Origin of the sequence: Mucilaginibacter sp. NFR10 (genome assembly GCF_900100445.1) — a bacterium.
GTDB lineage: Bacteria > Bacteroidota > Bacteroidia > Sphingobacteriales > Sphingobacteriaceae > Mucilaginibacter > Mucilaginibacter rubeus.
Genome location: NZ_FMTV01000011.1, coordinates 36320 through 56366, shown reverse-complemented (window position 1 = coordinate 56366; position 20047 = coordinate 36320). Strand labels below are relative to the sequence as shown.

Below are 20047 nucleotides of genomic sequence, written 5' to 3'. Positions count from 1 at the left end.
AACGTGAATATTTATATTTACCTAAATCTTCCATACCTTTTTAATCTGAAACATCCGTTTACAGCAGTTAATTTTATTACTAATACCTAAATTTCATTATCATGCCAGGTACAAAAGAATTTTATGACACTATCCGTGCGTCTGTATTTAAAGGGCACATTTCACAAAGCCAGATTGATGGTATCGAAGCCATTTTAAAGGCCGCAGCTGATGCCGGCGTTACCGATCAGCGTAAGGTAGCCTACATGTTAGGCACCGTTTACCATGAATGCGCAGGCACTATGCAGCCGATAAATGAATTTGGCAAGGGTAAAGGTCATCCCTATGGCGAAAAATTTAAAATGGGCGGGGGGCCTGGTCACCGTATCCCTTATACAACGCCCGATCAGCTTTATTATGGCCGCGGTTTTGTACAATTAACCTGGTACGAGAACTATGACGCCATGGGCAAGCATTTACATCTCGACCTGCTTAACCATCCCGAATTGGCGCTTCAACCTGATATAGCCGCCAATATTATGATTGAAGGTATGACAAAAGGCATGTTTACCGGCGTTGGCTTAGGCAAATATTTTGACGCCACCCATGCCGACTGGATCAACGCCCGCCATATTATTAACGGGAATGATCACGATGTGCTGATAGCAGGTTATGCCAAACATTTTTATAAGGGATTGACCGGTATTGATGCGTAGTAAAATTAAATTCAGTTGCCAGGTTTACCGGTGCCAGGCAACTGAACCACTATGTAAAAACTTATAAGTATTTTCGCGTTGTTGAAACGATGGAAATAGTTAACCTGATAAAGAAATACAACGATCTTGGCATAGCTGATGTGATTGACCACAACCGGTTTAACCTCATTTCTATTGACCATCACTCTACACGGATTGAAGGCTCAACATTGACAGAGGTAGAAACACAAGTGCTGATCACCGAAGGGCGCACGCCCAACGGCAAGCCGTTGGAAGACAGCTTGATGGTAACAGATCATCACGCGGCCCTCCTTTTTACAATTGAAAATGCAAAAGTAAAAAGAGCATTGTCAGTATCTCTTTTGCAGGAAATCAATGCTTTGGTGATGAAGAATACCGGCAAAGTATACAATACTATGCTGGGTACCGTGGATTCCCGAACCGGAGCATTTCGGAAAGGCAACGTCACTGCAGGTATTTCCTATTTCCCCAATTTTGATAAAGTGGAACGCCTGACAAATGACCTGGTAAAAAAGCTCAATGAATCCATTAGCTCCCCCTTATCTGTTGTTGAACAGCTGAATCTTTCCTTTGATGCACATTTCAATCTTGTCAGCATACATCCTTATTATGATGGCAATGGGCGCACTTCGCGATTATTAATGAACTACATTCAGGCATATTATAATCTTCCATTGGCAATAGTGCGGAGTGAAAATAAAGTAGCCTATATCCAGGCGCTGATTGATACCCGCGAACAGAAAAATATTGAAGTATTTCGTGAATTCATGGCAGGTGAATATTCTTTTTTGCTCAATCAGGAAATTGAAAAGTTTGAAGAAATGAAAAAGCCATCAAAAGGAACTGGTTTTACTTTTCTATTTTAATTTTAGCCATCGCCGGCAATCAATCATCCCCGCGTAATAATCAGCTATTCATTCACACAGCTAACGCAACATTTAATATATTAGCTTAAATGAATAAGCTGATCACTTACCTTTTTGTATTATTCTCCATTCAGCTTTGTTCCTGCCATACGGATACTTCTCCCGATCAGCACAAAACCGTTTTTAATATCAATCTGGAAGAAGGCCTTACCTCGCTTGATCCTGCCTTTTGCCGTAATCATTATACCATTTGGATGGACAACCAGCTTTATAACGGCCTGGTACAGATCAACGATAGTTTAAAAACCATTCCCTGTATTGCTAAAAGCTGGGAAACATCAGCTGATGGTTTATTATATACCTTCCATCTGCGTAATGATGTATATTTTCATGACGATCCTCATTTTGCAAACGGTACAGGTCGAAAGGCAGTGGCCTCAGATTTTGCCTATAGCTTCGGTCGTTTGATCGATCCTAAAGTTGCTTCATCCGGCTCATGGATCTTCAGTGATAAGGTAAAGGGCAAAAGCGCCTTCATGGCACCTAATGACAGTACTTTCCAGATCAGGCTTAAACAGCCTTTCGCTCCCTTTTTAAGCTTACTCACGGCACAATATTGTTCTGTAGTACCCAAAGAAGTGGTTGAGTTTTATGGCAAGGACTTCAGGAGCCACCCGGTAGGTACCGGCCCCTTCAGGTTTAAATACTGGAAAGAAGGCGAAGTACTGGTGTTTTTAAAAAACGAGCATTACTGGGAAAAAGACGAAAAAGGCAACCGCCTCCCCTACCTGGATGCCATCCGTTCTACCTTTATTGCTGATAAGCAGACTTCGTTTCTGGAGTTTGTAAAAAAGAATATCGATTTTTTGAATGATATCGACGGCAGCTATCGCGATGACATCCTCACCAAAGCAGGCAAGGTAACGCAAAAATATAAAGGTAAATTTATACTCAATACCGCTCCTTACCTGAACACCATTTACCTGGGCATGCTGGTGGATACCACTTTGCCCATTGTAAAAAAATCGCCTTTAAAAATACTCAAGATCAGGCAGGCCATCAACTACGCCATCGACCGCGAAAAGATGATCAAATACCTCCGTAACAGTATGGGTACACCGGGCTACGGAGGTTTTGTGCCCGAAGGCATGCCAGGCTTTAACGGCACCGGGGTAAAAGGTTATATATACGACCCGGAAAAAGCCCGTTGCCTGCTCCGAGACGCCGGTTATCCGAATGGTAAAAACATGCCCGAAATTACCCTGGCTACCACCGTTGGTTACCGCAGTTTAATTGAGTATGTACAAGGCCAATTGGAACGCATCGGCATAAAAACAAATGTGGAGATAACCCAGGGCGCCAGTCTGCGCGAACTGATCTCCAAAAATGGCATCAACTTTTTTTATGGTTCGTGGATAGCCGATTATCCTGATGCCGAAAACTACCTTTCAGTTTTTTACTCCAAAAATAAAATTCCCTTCGGCCCCAATTATACCGGGTTCAACAATAAAAGGTTCGATGAACTTTTTGAACAAACTTACCAGGTAAAAGATGATGAAAAACGCTTCGGCCTCTACCGCCAGATGGACAACCTGGTGATGGAGCAATCGCCCATTGTGGTATTATACTACGATAAACTGGTAAACCTCTATCAAAACAACATTAGTGGCTATAGCCTTAATGGTCAAAATTTGTTAGTGCTAAAAAGGGTGGTGAAGAGTTCGTTTTAGAGATTAGAGGTTGGAGGTCAGAGATTAGTTGTACTTGGTTCGTCGCTACTTCTAATCACCTGACAAATTTCAAAACCTTGCGAAACCTATTACACAAAAAAATCCCGGAAGGGAAAACCAACCGGGATCTCTTTTATAAAGTTTTTGCAGGGTTATACACCTAACAACAACCTTGCAGGATCTTCAAGCAATTGTTTAACCCTTACCAGGAAACTTACCGATTCGCGACCGTCAATGATGCGGTGATCATATGACAGGGCAAGGTACATCATCGGGCGGATCACAACCTGGCCGTTTACTGCCACCGGGCGCTCAATGATATTATGCATACCTAAAATGGCCGATTGAGGCGCATTGATGATCGGCGTCGATAACATCGAACCAAATACACCACCATTGGTAATGGTAAATGTGCCGCCGGTCATTTCAGGGATAGTCAGTTTGTTTTCGCGGGCTTTACCGGCAAGTACCACAATGGCTTTCTCAATTTCGGCAAGGCTCATGCTATCGGCATTGCGGATAACAGGAACAACCAAGCCTTTAGGAGCAGATACAGCAATGGAGATGTCAGCAAAATTGCTGTATACGATCTCTTCACCCTCAATACGTGCACCAACAGCCGGCCAGTCTTTCAAAGCTTCTGTAACCGCTTTGGTAAAAAACGACATGAAGCCTAAGCCAACATTATGCTTTTCTTTGAATTTGTCTTTGTATTTAGCGCGCAATTCCATGATCGGCTGCATATCTACCTCGTTAAAGGTAGTAAGCATTGCCGTTTCATTTTTAACCGATACTAAACGTTTAGCAACGGTTTTGCGCAACGAAGTCATTTTCTCCCGTTTTTCGTCCCTGGCACCACCTGTAGAAGTTGCAACCGGAGCGGCAGCAGCAGGAGCAGCTGTTTTAGCTGCAGGGACTTGCGCGCCAAGGGCATCACCTTTAGTGATACGGCCATCAACACCCGAACCTGATACTGATTTTGGATCAACACCTTTTTCGGCTAATATTTTGGCGGCAGCCGGTGATGGCGTACCTGAGGCATAAGTTTTAGCACTTTCGGCAGCTGCACCACCACGTGGCGATTCATCGGTAGCGTTAACTACAGCCGGGGTTACCGGGGTAACTGCAGGTTGTGAAGCACCCGCACCTTCAATAGTACAAACTACGGTACCAATCGCTAATACATCGCCTTCTTTAGCGATTGTTTTTAATGTACCTGCTTTTTCGGCAGTAAGTTCAAAAGTAGCTTTATCTGATTCCAGTTCGGCAATGGCTTCATCCATAGCAACAGCTTCGCCGTCTTTCTTAATCCACCGGGATAATGTAACCTCCGTGATAGATTCACCTACCGGCGGTACTTTAATTTCAACAGACGCTGCTGATGCAGCAGCCGGGGCAGCAGCAACAGGGGCCGGAGCAGGTGCGTTGGCTACAACTTCAGGCTGCGGCTGTGCCGCTGGGGCAGCAGTTTCAGCACCTCCGTCTTCAATATTGGCAACAACAGCACCAATTGGTAGTACATCGCCTTCGTTGGCAACGATTTTTAAAGTACCGGCTTTTTCGGCAGTAAGCTCAAAAGTAGCCTTGTCTGATTCCAGTTCGGCAATAACCTCGTCCATTTCAACGTGGTCGCCGTCTTTCTTTTTCCAGCTCGAAAGGGTTACTTCTGTAATTGATTCGCCTACGGTAGGCACCTTAATCGCTAAGCTCATATTGTAGTATTGTAGATTTTATATTTTTTAATGGATTATATCAGGATGCTTAATTGACGGATCAATCAGCACCGGCATCAGCCATTTTCTTTGTTGTTTTTTTAACAGCTTCTTTAACAGCTTTACCGGCTGGGGCTTCAAAAGCTTTTGAAACTATGTATAACTGCTGGGCAGCATGCTGTTTAGCAAAGCCGGTAGCAGTACTGCTGCCTTCTATCCTCGAAATAACGCTCAGGTTAATCACCTTATCATTATGGAATTTGCGGCAAATGTATGGCCATGCGCCCATGTTTTCAGGCTCTTCCTGTACCCAGATAAACTCTGCCTTTTCATATTTGGCTTTGATCTTCAAAATTTGCGTAACCGGAGTTGGGTAAAGCTGCTCTACACGTACAATAGCCACATCCTTACGATTATCGGCCTGTTGTTTGTCCAACAGGTCATAATAAACTTTACCTGTACACAGCAATACGCGTTTTACCTTTTTAGGGTCAACATAAGTATCGTCTATCAACTCGTGGAACTTGCCGTTGGTAAAATCTTCAATTGGCGATACGCATTTAGGGCTGCGCAACAAACTTTTTGGTGTAAAGATGATCAAAGGCTTGCGGAAATCACGGTGCATTTGACGCCTTAAAATATGGAAGAAGTTAGCAGGGGTTGTACAGTTAGCAATTTGAATATTATCATCGGCACACAGTTCTAAAAAGCGTTCAACACGCGCAGATGAGTGCTCAGGGCCCTGGCCTTCATAACCGTGAGGCAACAGCATAACCAAACCGTTGCCACGCTGCCATTTAGTTTCGGCACTGGCGATGTACTGATCAACAATGATCTGGGCACCGTTAAAGAAATCACCAAACTGGGCTTCCCAAATGGTTAAAGCAGTTGGGTTTGCAAGTGCATAGCCGTATTCAAAACCTAAAACACCATACTCAGATAATAAAGAGTTATAAATGCTCAGTTTAGCTTCGGGGTTAATGGCAGCAAGCGGTGTAAATTCGTCTTCCGAATCAACCAGCGTCAATACCGCATGGCGATGCGAGAAAGTACCGCGTTTCACGTCCTCGCCACTTAACCTGATCGGGTAACCTTCTTTTAGCAGAGTTCCGTAGGCAAGCAATTCGCCCATGGCCCAGTCAAACACTTTGGTTTTGTTCACCATGGCACTGCGGTCTTCAAAAAGCTTTTCAATTTTCTTGAAAAATTCTTTATTTGGTGGCAACACAGTGATCTTATTACCGATCTCCAATATGGTTTCTTCGGCTACAGAAGTATCAATAGCTTTTACCAGTTCTTTATGGCTTGCCAGGTGCAATCCGCTCCAGGCCCCCTCAAACATGGCAATGGTATCAGTAAACCTTTCCTCTGATTTTACTTCGTCCAGTTTTTGCTGTAACTCATCTTTGAAGGCTTTTTCAATAGATTTTAAGAATTCAGCATCTATACTGCCTTCATCTATCAGTTTTTGATTGTAAATCTTTAACGGGTTAGGGTGCGCGTCGATTGCTTTGTATAACAGCGGCTGGGTGAATTTAGGTTCATCAGCTTCGTTATGACCATAACGGCGGTAGCAAAGGATATCGATAAATACGTCCTCATTAAATACCTGCCTGTATTCCATAGCCAGGTTTACTACGTAAGCCAAAGCTTCAACATCATCACCGTTTACGTGGAAAACCGGCGAAAGCACAGTTTTGGCAACGTCGGTACAATAGGTACTTGAACGTGCATCTTTATAGTTGGTGGTAAAACCTATCTGATTGTTGATAACCAGGTGAATGGTGCCGCCGGTGCGGTAGCCATCCAGTTTTTCCATTTGTAAAACTTCATATACTATACCTTGTCCGGCAATTGAAGCATCGCCGTGGATCAGGATCGGAGCGATCTTTGAATGATCGCCGCCATATTTAAAGTCGATTTTTGAACGGGTGATCCCTTCCACAACCGGGTCAACCGCTTCGAGGTGCGATGGGTTAGGGCAAAGGCTCAGGTGAACTTTTTTACCGCTTTTGGTATGCACATCGGTTGAAAAACCTAAGTGGTATTTCACGTCGCCACCAAAAGGTGATTCAGAATCGTAGTTTTTACCTTCAAACTCAGAGAATACCTCTTTATAGGTTTTCTCCATGATATTGGTCAATACGTTCAAACGCCCGCGGTGCGCCATACCGATGATAAACTCCTCGATACCCAGATCGGCGCCTTTTTTAATTACCGAATCCATTGAAGGGATCAGCGCTTCGGCACCTTCCAGTGAAAAACGTTTTTGACCAAGGAATTTGGTACCTAAAAAGTTTTCAAATGTTACGGCTTCATTCAGCTTATTAAGCATCTCCTTCTTTTCATCAAGGGTGAAAGAAGGCGTATTGCGATGGCCCTCCATCCGCTCTTCAAACCATTTTATTTTAATGGGATTGCGGATGTATTTATATTCCGTACCTATTGAACGGCAGTAAGTATCCTCAAGTAACTGGCGGATATCGCGCAGTTTGGCAGCGCCCAAGCCTACTTCAACACCCGCATTAAAAACGGTATCAAGATCAGCTTCGCTCAAACCAAAAGTTTCAAGCTCCTTGCCTGGGTAATAATGGCGGCGTTCGCGAACGGGGTTTGTTTTTGCAAACAAATGCCCGCGTGAGCGGTAACCATCTATCATGTTTAATACGTTAATTTCCTTCAAGAAATGTTCAGGAGTAGCTTGACCAACTGCAGCAGGTGCAATTGCCCCGGCAGCATCGGTATCTTTACCAAAATCAAATCCTTCAAAGAATTTTTGCCATCCAAAATCAACCGATTCCGGCTCCTGTTTGTACTGTTCGTATAGGGAAGATATGTAGGCAGCGTTTCCGCTATTTATATAATTGAGACGATCCATGTGAAACTGATCTTTAAAACGGTACAAAAGTAATGATATACCGCTATATACTTCATAATTAATTGTAAAGAAATTTAGCCATTATTAGGCTTATTTTACCCATTGGGGTGAAAACTCAAATTATGGCGTGTTGTTTTGAAACGGATATAAAATATTTTGATACAGATAATATTTAAGCGCTAACCAAATCCCCGGCTTCATCTATGGATGATGGCTGCCAGGTATTCACAAAATCGGTTTTGGCTTCAAGCTCTTTGGGCAGCTTGGTAACTATAGCGTATTTGCTTTCCTTAGCATCGTTAACACCGGCAATAAAGGCCCAGTTGCCCCAATTGCTGGCCGGCGAATAATCAATAAGCTTTTCTTCAAAATAAGCAGCCCCCTGTACCCAGTCGGCTTTGAGGGTGTTTACTAAATAGCCCGCTACTACCTGCCGGTTTTGATTACTGATATAGCCGGTAGCGTTAAGCTCATGCATTGCTGCATCAATAAGGGGCACTCCTGTTTCGCCGTTTTTCCATTTTTGGAGCAACAGGTCGGCGTCCGGTGCAAGGTCAGTGCCCTGAGCTTCGTCTTTAGCTTTGATAAATTTTTGGCCGTGTTTTTTAAACATGAACCTGAAGTAATCGCGCCAAAGCAATTCAAGCTTTAACAGGTTACCATTACTGCCATATTTCTGAATTTCCCAGTAAACCTGCCTCGGCGAGATACATCCTATCGAGATCCAGGGAGAAAGTTTTGAAGAGCAATCAGAGCCGTTACGCCCATTTTTTTGTTTCAGCAGCTGGTCTGCATTGGCAAAACACTTATGCATTTGTACCAAAGCCGCTGTTTCGCCCCCCTGAAAATATTCAGTAGCGCGCATATCGTCAACAGGCTCGTTTAAACCTAATTGCTGCAAGGTTGGCAATTCGCCGGCATCGGTAATTTCCGGAACGCTGATATGATCGGGTTTGGGTACGCACGGGCGAACATTACTGTCACGTTCTACCTTCTTTTTAAAAACCGCGAAACTATCCGGGATATCCTTGATCGGAAAAGGAAGGTCTTCCTTATGATACATGGTATGACCGATGAAATGCTTAAGATTAAGCCTCATTTTCCATAGCGCAGTTTCAACCTGCTCGGAGATATTGGTTTCCTCGTAGGCCACCTCACGGTGATGATAAACTTCATTTACCTGGTATTCTTCGGCAAGTTGGGGAATAACTTCTGCCGGATTACCTATTCTGATGATGAGTTCGGCACCGAAGCCTTGTAAATTTTTGCGGAGATCAGCAACGGCCTCTAAAAGGAACCTCGCCCGGAAATTTCCGGTTTTTGAGGCACCGGTTTCATTATGCTGAAAATAATAAGGATCGAAACAATAAACCGGCAGTACTTTATCAGCCTTGCGCACGGCTTCTAACAAAATTTCGTTATCATTTATGCGCAAGTCATTTCTAAACCAAACCAGAATAGTTCTATCACTCATAGTTAAACAGGGGTTAACTGAATAATAATAATGCAGTATGCAAATTTGCAATTTATTTGTGCTTCATGCACATGTTACCGCAAGATTATGACATCACCCAAACATTCAATTATTTTATTAAACTAAATAAAATGCTTTTAGCTATATAAAATAATTACACCTACAGCGGGATCAGCGTGTAAATATACGTAAATACAGACAATTAAGTTATATACCTGCCCGGGCGGCTATCCCCCGTCAACCGTTAAAGATCAGTAGCTTTACTGATCGGCTTTGATCTTCGCCCTGATCACCGAATCTTTTTGGGCAGGGCTAAGCTTATAATTAAACCGGAAAAGTGCCCCCTCAAAATCACCATATGAAAGATTGGGAATAACAATATACCTTTTGCCAAATTCCGCTTGCAGCTTTTGTGTAGTAGCCGTCCTGCTTTCTTCGGCCGGGTGATTATCATACAGCAGGTCAAAATCGGGCAGGTTATCGCCGCAAAGCAGCAGGATGTTATGTGTTTTTAAAACGTTAAGACGGCGCGTTTCCTTGCTGGATGAAGTAGTTTTCAACTGCAGGTGTTCGTCATCCGCATTAGGCAATCCATACAACTGCAGATTTTTTAACGTACTTGCCCGCTCATTTTCATTACGGTTGGTGATGTAAAATATCGTGATCCCTTTTGATGCAGCGTACTTAAAAAAAGCAGGTGCGCCCGGCACGGTATCAGCAAGGGCTTTGTCGGTCCATTGTTTCCAGGTGGCATCGCTGTAATCTAAGTTCTGCAAGGCGCGATGAGCATCATAGGGGCTATTATCCAGCACGGTTTCGTCAATATCGGTAACAATGGCCAGGGGTTTATCACCGGGGTTCTTAATCCCTTCATCAACCCTGAGTTTAGCTACGTTATAGGCCTGAAAGCATAATGCTTTGTATTCCGCCGCCCGCTGCTGCCATAATGAAGCCCAGATCTTACCATCATTGGTAATGCTGGAATTAGGATTGGCTGTTTTTTTAACAGATGAGCAGGCGCTAAATAACAACAGGCCTGAAAATAAATAGCTATAGCTTTTTTTCATATGGGTTGATTAAAATGGGCTGACATGCTGAGTGGTTAAATCCTGGGCTCTGAAGGCGAAATGACATCTCCACATCCGTCATGCTGAACTTGTTTCAGCACCCCACTTGCTAAGTATACTTCATGCGGCTTGTCTTGTGGGGTCCCGAAACAAGTTCGGGATGACGCCATTTTTTAACGTATCATGGGCAACTTACCTCAGCACCTCACACATCCATCGGGGACTTAGCAAGTGGGATCCCGAAATAAATTGGGGATGACCACCGTGTGCTTATAACAGTTCCGGCTTTATTTTATCCTTAAACTCCTTGGCAAATTTATTGAGTTTTGGCTGGATAACAAACGCGCAGTATGACTTGTTAGGATTATCGTTGAAATAATTCTGGTGGTAATCTTCGGCGCTGTAAAATGTACTTGCCGGGGTGATTTCGGTTACGATAGGATCGTCAAAAACCTGCTCATTTGTAAGCGTTTTGATCATCGCTTCCGAAGCCTGCTTTTGTTCATCTGTATAATAAAATATAGCCGAGCGGTATTGTGTGCCCACGTCATTGCCCTGGCGGTTAAGCGTTGTTGGATTATGGGTTTTAAAGAAAACCAATAACAATTCATCAAACGAGATCACGTCGGCGTCATACTCCAGGTGAATCACTTCGGCATGACCGGTAGCGCCTGTACAAACCTGCTCATAGGTTGGGTTTAAAACTTTACCGCCCATATAACCCGAGGTTACTGATGTTACACCTTTAAGCGATTGAAAAACGGCTTCGGTGCACCAAAAGCAACCGTTGCCAAAAGTTATTTTTTGAATGTTCATATGTCCTGTTTTATCAAAAGTAATGCCTGTTTAAATAGTTAGCTATGAGGCGGATTTGAATATGTCAATTAAATTACTAAACTTAGTGTTTAACCTTATATTAAACCTATTAATTATGAAAATTGCAGTATTAATTGCCCGCGTTTTGCTGGGCCTGGTCTTCGTGGTGTTTGGTTTAAACTTCTTTTTCCAGTTTCTGCATATGGCCCAACCGCCCATGAGCGATAAGGCACAGGCATTTAGCGGCGGGTTATTTGGTTCAGGTTATTTTTTTCAATACATGAAGGTAATTGAAATAACCAGCGGCCTGTTTTTAATTATTAACCGGTATACGGCACTGTTTGTGTTATTGCTGCTGCCTATTGCACTTAATATATTCCTGTTCCATGCCATTTTGGCACCGGCCGGTTTGCCAATTGGACTGGCAGTTATCGTTTTAGAGGTATTTTTGCTGTTTGCCTATCGTAAATATTACGCGAGTATTTTTACGGCCACACCAACGGTGTAAATACCTGCCTTATGAACAAATGCGCCTTAGTTATTACTATCCTTACGCTTTCATTCAATCATGCATTTGCTCAGGATGAACTGAAAACATACGAAGCAAAAGCAACCGGGAGAGACACAAAAACATATCACATAATTTCGATCGATGGTAAAAATCAAACGGTGAAGATCGTTCCTGACTATGCAAACCACGTGCTTAAAATGATTTGCCTCAAGGATATTATTACAATAGATGATTTTTGGGGAGAACCTCCTGACATTAGGTTATTGAATAAAAACTTCATTGCGATTAACTATGCAGTAAGAGGCGGATCGGGGGTTGGGTTAGGAAATACACTGATCATCTGCGTGGATGGCCAACATCTATACAAGGCCATGCATGTTTTAAGATATCTTACCGGAGAATCCGGCGAACAACAGGAAGAGTATCGCATTAAATTGCGTTTGGTTGGCAACAGTGTTAACAACTGCAAATTAAAAGTCAGTGTACATGATTTTGTTGATTCAAAACCTCGCCCTAAAGAAAACTATGCCTATGACAATAACACAGTTTTAGCCTTCGACACGCAGCAAAATGTCTTTTACAGCGTTAAGCAAGACATATACGATCACTTTATCACCGCAAAAAACAAGACCAAACAAAAAATTGCAGGTAATTTCCCTATGATCATTTTGGGTAAGGAAACTTATTACTTTATAAATGGCAGATGGTATACGGGTGGCCTTAGCAAAGACATGTTTGAGTTTCAATAATCACATGATCTTCTTTTGCCACGGCGGCCAGAGGCGCCCCGATAGTTGCCACTCGCCGGAGGTGAGCGGCGGCGATTAGAGGCTTACACCATCTCCCGCTCAAAAATTTCCTGCACCACGGCTATCTGCTCTGTATAAATAGATTTTTTCCGGGTGCCAAAGTACAGGGTGTTCTCGATTAAATTATACCCTTCCCAAAGCAATTTGATATTGCCGCTGTCCCGCTCCTTTCTTGAAAGGAAATCAGGGATCACTGCAATTCCTTTGCCGTTGCTTAGGCAACGCAGAATTGACCCCATGTTTGGCACAATGAAATTGGGTTTAAAATCAGGTCGTTTGCCAAAGTTGATATGCCAGAAGCGCCGCAGGTGTTCCATATCGCCAGATGAGCCGTACCAGGTTTGGGCTTTAAGCCAGGCTTGGATCTGGTTAAGGTCTTTAGTTTTCAATAGTTCGTTAAACTCGTCGGTTGGTGTTTGGGCCCCGGCCAGCACCACTATCCGTTCTTTAAAAAACGGTTTATACTCAAGACCTTTATAATCGCCCTTATGAGGCGTAACAATCATATCGAGGATGCCATTGTCCAGGTCGGCCAGCATTTCGGGGTATTCGCCAAATTTAATGATCACATTAAAAGGCAATGTGGGCAGGTAGGATTCAAGCGTAAACTGAAAAGTTTCAAAGCACATCCCTATACTTATGGTTGGTATATCTTTTTCGGTGCTTTTATGAAAATGCCGCTCGGCATCTTCCAGCTTGCTGATTGCCTCCAGGATATAGTTGTATAAGATCTTACCCCGCTCTGTGGATACCATTTTACGCGAAGTACGGTCGAACAATTTGTAGCCCACATAGCTTTCCAATGAGCTCAAATGCAGGCTCACGCCCGGCTGCGAAATAAACAGCGCTTCGGCAGCCCCGGTTAGCGACCCGGTTTCATAGATCGCCTTAAACGTACGGAACCATTCAAAATTCACCATAGCTTATCTATTATAATTATGATACAAATGTATAAATTATACTATTTTAATAATTAATTAAGCCGGTGTAATTTTGATGAAAATTAAAACAGAAAATAAATGACAAACATATTTGTAATAAACGGAGGGCAGATCTTCGGTCACTCAGGCGGAAGATTTAACAAAACTTTATTGGATACAACCGTACAGTACTTTACTGCTCATCCCGATTTTGAAGTTCGTTCAACCGACGTAAATAACGCTTACGATCCGATGCAGGAAGCCGAAAACTATAAATGGGCCGATGTGATCATTTACCACACCCCGGTTTGGTGGTTCCAGGTACCGCATGCCTTTAAAAAATATATCGACGAAGTTTTTACCGCCGGGTATCAAAACGGCATTTACCGCAGCGATGGCCGCACCGCCGAAAACCCCGGTATTAATTACGGCACAGGTGGCTTAATGCAGGGCAAAAAATACATGCTCACTACATCGTGGAATGCCCCTATTACAGCTTTCACCCTACCCGGCGAGTTTTTTAATGAACGCAGTGTTGACGAAGGTCCGCTGTTTGGCTTTCACCGCATGAACGCCTTTACCGGCATGCAGGCTTTAGAAAGTATCCACTTTTATGACGTAATGAAAAACGCTAATATTGAGGAGAACCTGCAACGCTACCACGAACATTTAAACAAACTATTTACTCAAAACAACCCAAGCCATGAAAATTTATTTAACAGCCTTAGTGAAGTGTAAGGCCGGCACCACTGCCCAAATGAAAGATTTTTTGGATAAGCTGGTAGCAGCATCCCGCCAGGAAGAAGCCTGTTTGCAATACGAGCTATACCAGTCAACAACTGACGAAACCCAGTTTATTTTTCACGAAACCTGGGCCAGCCAGGAAGGGCTTGATCAGCATGTTAAGCAGGAGCATTTCCAACTGTTCAGTAAGCAGATTGTTGATATTATAGATGGGCCGCTTGGGATATATAAAACCGATAAGGTTCATTAAAATTGATAGTTAACAAAACGCCCCCGGTTTCTACCGGGGGCGTTTTGTTATTTACCGCAGGTTTTATTGCAATCGCCCGAGGCTTTGCATGATTTGCTGCAGTTATCTAAACACGTTGGCCTGGTGCATGACTTTGCGCATTTGGTGCAATGGTTCATTTTGTTATTGCAGCAAGGCGTATTAGCAAACGAAATATTAAATATGGTAAACAGCATCACAGTGGTGATGAAAAGAAACTTTTTCATGATTTTTAATTTGAATTTTTAATAAAAAGATACACTATTGAAAACAGGCAGATGTCTTTTTATCAAGCTTTCGGAGGGTTCCAGCAGGTGTTTGCGTAATCGGATAAATTGCCTGCGAGGTAAAGCAAAGGAGCATTGCTACTAATAATAACGGCAACAGGTCCGGCCTTGACAGGTTCAACTTTTAAAAAGCAGCAATTATTACATGATAGCAAAGTCACGCACGTGCCACCGTCACATCCTTTTTGACCGCCATGCTGTTTCTGCGGCATATGATCCATATGACGACAGCACTCTTTCGACATGTTATTCACAGGCGCCGCTTTCCCCGGTATTACGGAAATGAGCACCATAAAAATTAACATGATAAAGGCGATTGCTTTCATTGAATCTTGAAACGGAATGTTAGAGAAAATAGTATTAAACACTAAGAAGCTGTTTAAAAATTATATAAAAGCCGTCATTGCGAGGCACGAATCGATCCCCAAGAGGCAGATCCGCTAAGCAAATCCGCCCTGTATAGTCGGGGATTGCTTCGTACCTCGCAATGACGTGGCGGATATAGTAGTCTCATTTAATCATTCTTAAACAGCATCTAAGATGTAGTTTGATATTTTACACATAATTTAGCATAAAGCGATCCCCCCGGTTAATTTATACTATTCCTTTGCTTTTAGCCTATTATTTATAATTTAGTGTCCAAAATACATTTAATCTCAAACGATATTATGTCATCAATAAAAACCCACCGCGCCGGGGCTTATAAGTTTGCATGCATCCTTGCCGTCCTGACGCTGGCCGCGTTAAAACCTTTTGCCCAAAACCGGCAGAAACTTGATTTTGATAAAAGCTGGCGCTTTAACCTCGGCGCTGTTGAAAACGGCGAAAAAACAACGCTGAACGACAGCAAATGGCGCGTGCTCAATTTGCCGCATGACTGGAGTATTGAAGGTAAATTTTCAAAAGATAACCCGGCCACACCTGAAGGCGGCGCCCTGCCCGGCGGCATTGGCTGGTACCGTAAAACTTTTACTGTTCCTGCTTCATCAAAAGGCAAATTGGTTTATATTGATTTTGATGGCGTATATCAAAAAAGCGATGTGTGGATCAACGGCCATCACCTTGGTTTCCGGCCAAACGGGTATATCTCTTTCAGGTATGAACTTACTCCTTACTTAAATTTCGGCGGTAATAACGTTATCGCTGTTAAAGTTGATAACTCGGTGCAGCCAAATTCGCGCTGGTACTCAGGTTCGGGCATTTACCGCCATGTGTGGTTGGTTACTACCAACAAAACCGCTATCGATCATTGGGGTACTTATGTAACTACGAGCGATATCAGCGATGCGTCTGCCAAAGTAAATGTACAGGTACAACTGCATAATGACCAGTCATCGCCGCAGGTGCTTATCAGCACCAAACTTTATGACGCGGCCGGTAAACAGGTAGCCGCCGCGGGCGAAGCTACATCGGCAGCGCAAAATAAAAATGAGCCTTTAACGATAACCAATACCCTTACGGTAAAAAACCCGGTGCTTTGGTCGGTAGAGAACCCGTACTTATATAAAGCCGTTACCCAGCTTATTGAAGGCAAAAAAGTAGTTGATGAATATACCACCACCGTAGGGATCCGCTATTTTAATTTTGATGCCGATAAAGGTTTCAGCCTGAACGGGAAGCCGATGAAGATTTTAGGTGTTTGTAATCACCATGACCTTGGCAGCCTTGGCGCAGCTATTAACAACCGTGCATTGGAGCGTCAGTTGCAGATGCTCAAAGCGATGGGCTGTAATGGCATCCGCACCTCGCACAACCCTCCGGCTCCCGAACTGCTCGACCTTTGCGATAAAATGGGTTTTATTGTGATGGATGAGGCCTTTGATTGCTGGGAATGGAAAAAGGCTACTTACGATTATCATCTGTACTTTAAAGAATGGCATAAACGCGACCTGGAAGACCAAATCAAACGCGACCGCAACCACCCAAGCATCATGATCTGGAGTATCGGCAACGAAATCCCGCAACAGGCAGATACCAGCGCCTTACGCATTGCGCCTGAGTTGGCGGCTATTGTTCACAGCCTCGATAAAACCCGCCCGCTCACTACGGCTAATGACCGTCCGGATAGCACCAACAAAATTATAAAATCGGGTGCTATTGATTTGGTTGGTTATAACTATCACCAGTTTGATTACGCTAAGTTTCATGACCGTTACCCGGGTAAAAAGTTTATTGCTACTGAAACTACTTCGGGTTTGGAAACGCGTGGTTATTATGAAATGCCTTCGGATAGCATCAGGGTTTGGCCGCCAAGCTATGATAAACCTTTTGTAAGGGAAGGCAACAATGTTTCGGCATATGACAACACCCGACCACCATGGGGATCAACACATGAAATGACCTGGAAGGTGATGAAAAAGTACGACTTCCTTTCGGGCATGTTCATCTGGACGGGCTTTGACTATCTGGGCGAACCAACTCCATATTCATGGCCATCGCGCAGCTCATACTTCGGGATTATTGACCTGGCCGGCTTCCCTAAAGATGTATATTATATGTACCAAAGCGAGTGGACCAATAAAAATGTGCTCCATATTTTCCCGCACTGGAACTGGCAGCCCGGTAAAATGATCGACATCTGGGCATACTATAACAATGCCGATGAGGTTGAACTTTACCTGAACGGTAAATCATTGGGCATCCAAAAGAAAACCGGCGACGACCTGCATGTGATGTGGCGTGTAAAATACCAGCCCGGCACGCTGAAAGCTATATCACGCAAAAACGGCAAAACCGTGTTAACCCGCGAGATCCATACCGCCGGGGCTCCTGCTAAAATTGAGCTGACTGCCGACCGTTCGCAGATCAAAGCCGATGGTCAGGACCTGTCATTTATCACCGTAAAAATATTGGATAAAGACGGCAACGTTGTACCTGATGCTGATAACAAGGTAAACTTTAAGATTGCCGGCGAGGGCTCCATTGCCAGCGTTGACAACGGCGATCCGGTTAGCCATGATCCGTTTAAAGCTGATTACCGCAAGGCATTTCATGGTCTGGCGTTAGCCATTGTGCAAGCAAAAGAAAAAGCCGGCACAATAACTTTAACCGCCTCGGCTGATGGTTTGAAAAGTGCTACACTGGTACTGAAAAGTAAATAACATCCCCCCGGCCCTCTTCTTTAGAGAGTTTGAAGCATAGAAACAAAACCCGTCTCCCGGAGATGGGTTTTTTGTTTTTTATATACCTTAATCTCTCCCGACATTTACGCCTAATGACACTTTGATTACCAATTACAAGCCCCCGCGTAAAAATGTATCATTGTTCCCCACTTCTGTATAAATCGCCCGGCTCTAATCAAGCTAATTTTGTCTTATCATTTAAAAACAATAACAATGGCAAAGACAATTTTCATTACCGGCGCATCACGTGGCTTCGGTAAATTATGGGCCGAGGCATTACTGCAAAGAGGCGATAAAGTAGTAGCAACCGCTCGTAACCTGAGCGCTTTGGATGACCTGGTAAATAAATATGGCGACAGTATTTTACCGCTGCAACTAGATGTTAATGACCGCGCTGCAGATTTCGCAGCCATCAGCAAAGCAAAAGAACACTTCGGCAGTATCGATGTACTGATCAACAATGCAGGTTACGGTTTATTCGGCAGTATTGAGGAAACTACCGAGCAGGAAGCCCGCGAGCAGATGGAAACCAACTTTTTTGGCTTACTCTGGTTATCACAGGCAGTGTTACCTGTAATGCGCGAGCAAGGCTACGGCCATATTATCCAGCTTTCGAGCGTGCTTGGCCTCGTTACTTTACCTGTGCTGGGCTTATATAACGCCTCTAAATTTGCGGTAGAAGGTTTAAGTGAAACCCTGGCCGCCGAAGTAAAAGGCTTTGGAATAAACGTTTCGCTGATTGAACCTAACGGCTTTGCAACTGATTGGGCCGGTGCTTCTGCCGCGCAAACCGTGGCAATGCCGGAATATGACGCGGTAAGGGCAGCTTTCCAGGCTGGTTTAAATGACACCGATATTTTCGGTGTACCGGAAGCTACTACAGATGCTGTGCTGAAACTGATTGACACCGAAAACCCTCCGTTGCGGTTATTCCTGGGTAAACACGCGTATCCATGGGTTAAACAAACTTATGAAGGCCGTGCTGCCGAGTGGGATAGCTGGAACGAGGTAGCTGCCGCTGCGCACGGTAAATAATATCCTACAGTCTGTTAATTAATCAGACCATGCTTTAGGCTTTAAGCGTTCCGCTTTCAGCTTCTGATATAAATGGTATTATCCTGACATAATCTACGCCGCAATTCGGCGTAGATTTGTTTAACTTTATTCATCATGCAGCATTTTAAAAGTTTGGCCGATATGCACCGCTCCAACGGTTTCCCGATGCCGGAGAACCCGCTATTCAGCTTGTACAGGTGTACCCACACCTGTGGGTTTGGCGAAAGAGAGTTTACATCTGATTTTTACATGATCGGGTTTAAAAAACTTAAGGCAGGCCAGATCATGTATGGCCGCACAAAATATGATCATGATAATGGCAGCATGATGTTCATCAAACCCCGGCAGGTGATCCAGTTTAACAGTGTGGAGTACGATGAGGATGCGTTTATCATGTTCATCCACGAGGATTTTCTGAACGGCCACTTTCTGCATAACGAAATCAGCAAATATGCTTTTTTTGATTATGAAGCCAACGAAGCGCTGCACCTTTCGCCATCGGAAGAGCAGATCATGTGGGACCTTTATTACAAGATAGAAGCCGAATATCACAATAACACCGATGAATATAGCCGCGATATTATACTTACGCATATTGATTCTATCCTGAAATACTCGCAACGGTTTTACAAACGCCAGTTTATTAACCGTACAGAGCTTTCGGGTAAAACAGTATCAAAGTTTAATGAAGTATTAGCAGCTTATTTTACCAACGGCTTATTGCTAACCCAGGGACTGCCCTCTGTTAACGCGCTGGCCTCACAACTTAATTTATCACCTCGTTACCTAAGTGATATGCTTAAGCAGGAAACAGGAAAAACTGCTATTGAACTGATCCATATTTACCTTATAAACGAGGCAAAAAACCGTCTTAAAAGTGATTACCAAAGTGTTTCTGAAATAGCATACGAACTTGGCTTTGAGAACCTTCCATATTTTTCACGGCTGTTTAAAAAAGAAACAGGTATCAGCCCTAACCAGTTTAAAAAACAGTTACTTAACTAACGGCCGGATACGCTTATTGTATGCTGACCAGAGGCTAAATCATGCGTCACGAAAGATTTGTTTTTT

Annotated in this window: 17 protein-coding genes; 10 read left to right on the top strand and 7 right to left on the bottom strand. The window is 43.6% G+C overall.

From position 1 onward, the window contains the following. The first annotated feature begins 101 nt into the window (after window positions 1-101). The 3 genes from BLP33_RS25175 (at window position 102) to BLP33_RS25165 (ending at window position 3312) form a co-directional block, all read left to right on the top strand. On the top strand, window positions 102-695 hold the full coding sequence (locus BLP33_RS25175) for a glycoside hydrolase family 19 protein (RefSeq protein ID WP_090534400.1): 594 nt from the start codon (window positions 102-104) through the stop codon (window positions 693-695). 89 nt (window positions 696-784) lie between these two features. Then, window positions 785-1582: a Fic family protein gene (locus BLP33_RS25170; protein ID WP_090534398.1), complete on the top strand. Its 798-nt coding sequence runs from the start codon at window positions 785-787 to the stop codon at window positions 1580-1582. Between the two features lie 89 nt (window positions 1583-1671). After that, a complete protein-coding gene (locus tag BLP33_RS25165; protein WP_090534396.1) occupies window positions 1672-3312 on the top strand; it encodes an ABC transporter substrate-binding protein in 1641 nt (546 codons plus the stop codon). Between the two features lie 152 nt (window positions 3313-3464). On the opposite strand, the gene odhB is transcribed toward BLP33_RS25165, so the two are convergent. The 5 genes from odhB to msrA all read right to left on the bottom strand — a co-directional run bounded on the left by odhB (window position 3465) and on the right by msrA (window position 11259). Then, entirely contained in the window at window positions 3465-5024 is a 1560-nt protein-coding gene (gene odhB, locus BLP33_RS25160; RefSeq protein WP_090534394.1) for a 2-oxoglutarate dehydrogenase complex dihydrolipoyllysine-residue succinyltransferase, read from the bottom strand. Between the two features lie 61 nt (window positions 5025-5085). Beyond that, window positions 5086-7902: a 2-oxoglutarate dehydrogenase E1 component gene (locus BLP33_RS25155; RefSeq protein WP_090534392.1), complete on the bottom strand. Its 2817-nt coding sequence runs from the start codon at window positions 7900-7902 to the stop codon at window positions 5086-5088. Between the two features lie 172 nt (window positions 7903-8074). After that, window positions 8075-9376 carry a DASH family cryptochrome gene (locus tag BLP33_RS25150; RefSeq protein ID WP_090534390.1) on the bottom strand — a complete coding sequence of 434 codons (1302 nt, stop codon included), beginning with the start codon at window positions 9374-9376 and terminating at the stop codon, window positions 8075-8077. 260 nt (window positions 9377-9636) lie between these two features. Further along, window positions 9637-10443, bottom strand: a complete 807-nt coding sequence (locus tag BLP33_RS25145; RefSeq protein ID WP_090534389.1) for a 5'-nucleotidase, lipoprotein e(P4) family — start codon at window positions 10441-10443, stop codon at window positions 9637-9639. 270 nt (window positions 10444-10713) lie between these two features. Then, window positions 10714-11259, bottom strand: coding sequence for a peptide-methionine (S)-S-oxide reductase MsrA (gene msrA, locus BLP33_RS25140; RefSeq protein ID WP_090534387.1), 546 nt, complete (start codon window positions 11257-11259; stop codon window positions 10714-10716). 115 nt (window positions 11260-11374) lie between these two features. Between msrA and BLP33_RS25135 the strand changes: the two genes are divergently transcribed. Both BLP33_RS25135 and BLP33_RS25130 read left to right on the top strand, forming a co-directional pair. After that, window positions 11375-11767: a DoxX family membrane protein gene (locus BLP33_RS25135; RefSeq protein ID WP_175490114.1), complete on the top strand. Its 393-nt coding sequence runs from the start codon at window positions 11375-11377 to the stop codon at window positions 11765-11767. 11 nt (window positions 11768-11778) lie between these two features. Beyond that, window positions 11779-12519, top strand: a complete 741-nt coding sequence (locus BLP33_RS25130) for a hypothetical protein (RefSeq protein ID WP_090534384.1) — start codon at window positions 11779-11781, stop codon at window positions 12517-12519. Window positions 12520-12602: 83 nt separating this feature from the next. Here the strand turns inward: BLP33_RS25130 and BLP33_RS25125 are convergent, their stop codons facing one another. Continuing rightward, on the bottom strand, window positions 12603-13499 hold the full coding sequence (locus BLP33_RS25125) for a LysR family transcriptional regulator (protein WP_090534382.1): 897 nt from the start codon (window positions 13497-13499) through the stop codon (window positions 12603-12605). A 99-nt stretch (window positions 13500-13598) separates the two neighbouring features. Here BLP33_RS25125 and BLP33_RS25120 point away from each other — a divergent pair, with 99 nt between their 5' ends. After that, the gene (locus BLP33_RS25120; RefSeq protein ID WP_090534380.1) at window positions 13599-14237 is read left to right on the top strand and encodes an NAD(P)H-dependent oxidoreductase; all 639 of its coding nucleotides are present in this window, start codon (window positions 13599-13601) and stop codon (window positions 14235-14237) included. Next, window positions 14203-14493, top strand: a complete 291-nt coding sequence (locus BLP33_RS25115; protein ID WP_090534378.1) for a putative quinol monooxygenase — start codon at window positions 14203-14205, stop codon at window positions 14491-14493. Before BLP33_RS25120 ends, BLP33_RS25115 begins: the two co-directional genes overlap by 35 nt. Before the next feature lie 47 nt (window positions 14494-14540). Here BLP33_RS25115 and BLP33_RS27245 read toward each other — a convergent pair whose 3' ends face one another. After that, complete coding sequence (locus BLP33_RS27245; RefSeq protein WP_139160070.1) at window positions 14541-14738, bottom strand: hypothetical protein; 198 nt, start codon at window positions 14736-14738, stop codon at window positions 14541-14543. 728 nt (window positions 14739-15466) lie between these two features. Between BLP33_RS27245 and galB the strand changes: the two genes are divergently transcribed. The 3 genes from galB to BLP33_RS25090 all read left to right on the top strand — a co-directional run bounded on the left by galB (window position 15467) and on the right by BLP33_RS25090 (window position 19981). Beyond that, window positions 15467-17899 carry a beta-galactosidase GalB gene (gene galB, locus BLP33_RS25100; protein WP_090534372.1) on the top strand — a complete coding sequence of 811 codons (2433 nt, stop codon included), beginning with the start codon at window positions 15467-15469 and terminating at the stop codon, window positions 17897-17899. Window positions 17900-18133: 234 nt separating this feature from the next. Further along, window positions 18134-18955: an SDR family NAD(P)-dependent oxidoreductase gene (locus BLP33_RS25095; protein WP_090534370.1), complete on the top strand. Its 822-nt coding sequence runs from the start codon at window positions 18134-18136 to the stop codon at window positions 18953-18955. 135 nt (window positions 18956-19090) lie between these two features. Continuing rightward, window positions 19091-19981: a helix-turn-helix domain-containing protein gene (locus tag BLP33_RS25090; protein WP_090534368.1), complete on the top strand. Its 891-nt coding sequence runs from the start codon at window positions 19091-19093 to the stop codon at window positions 19979-19981. The last annotated feature ends 66 nt before the right edge of the window (window positions 19982-20047 follow it).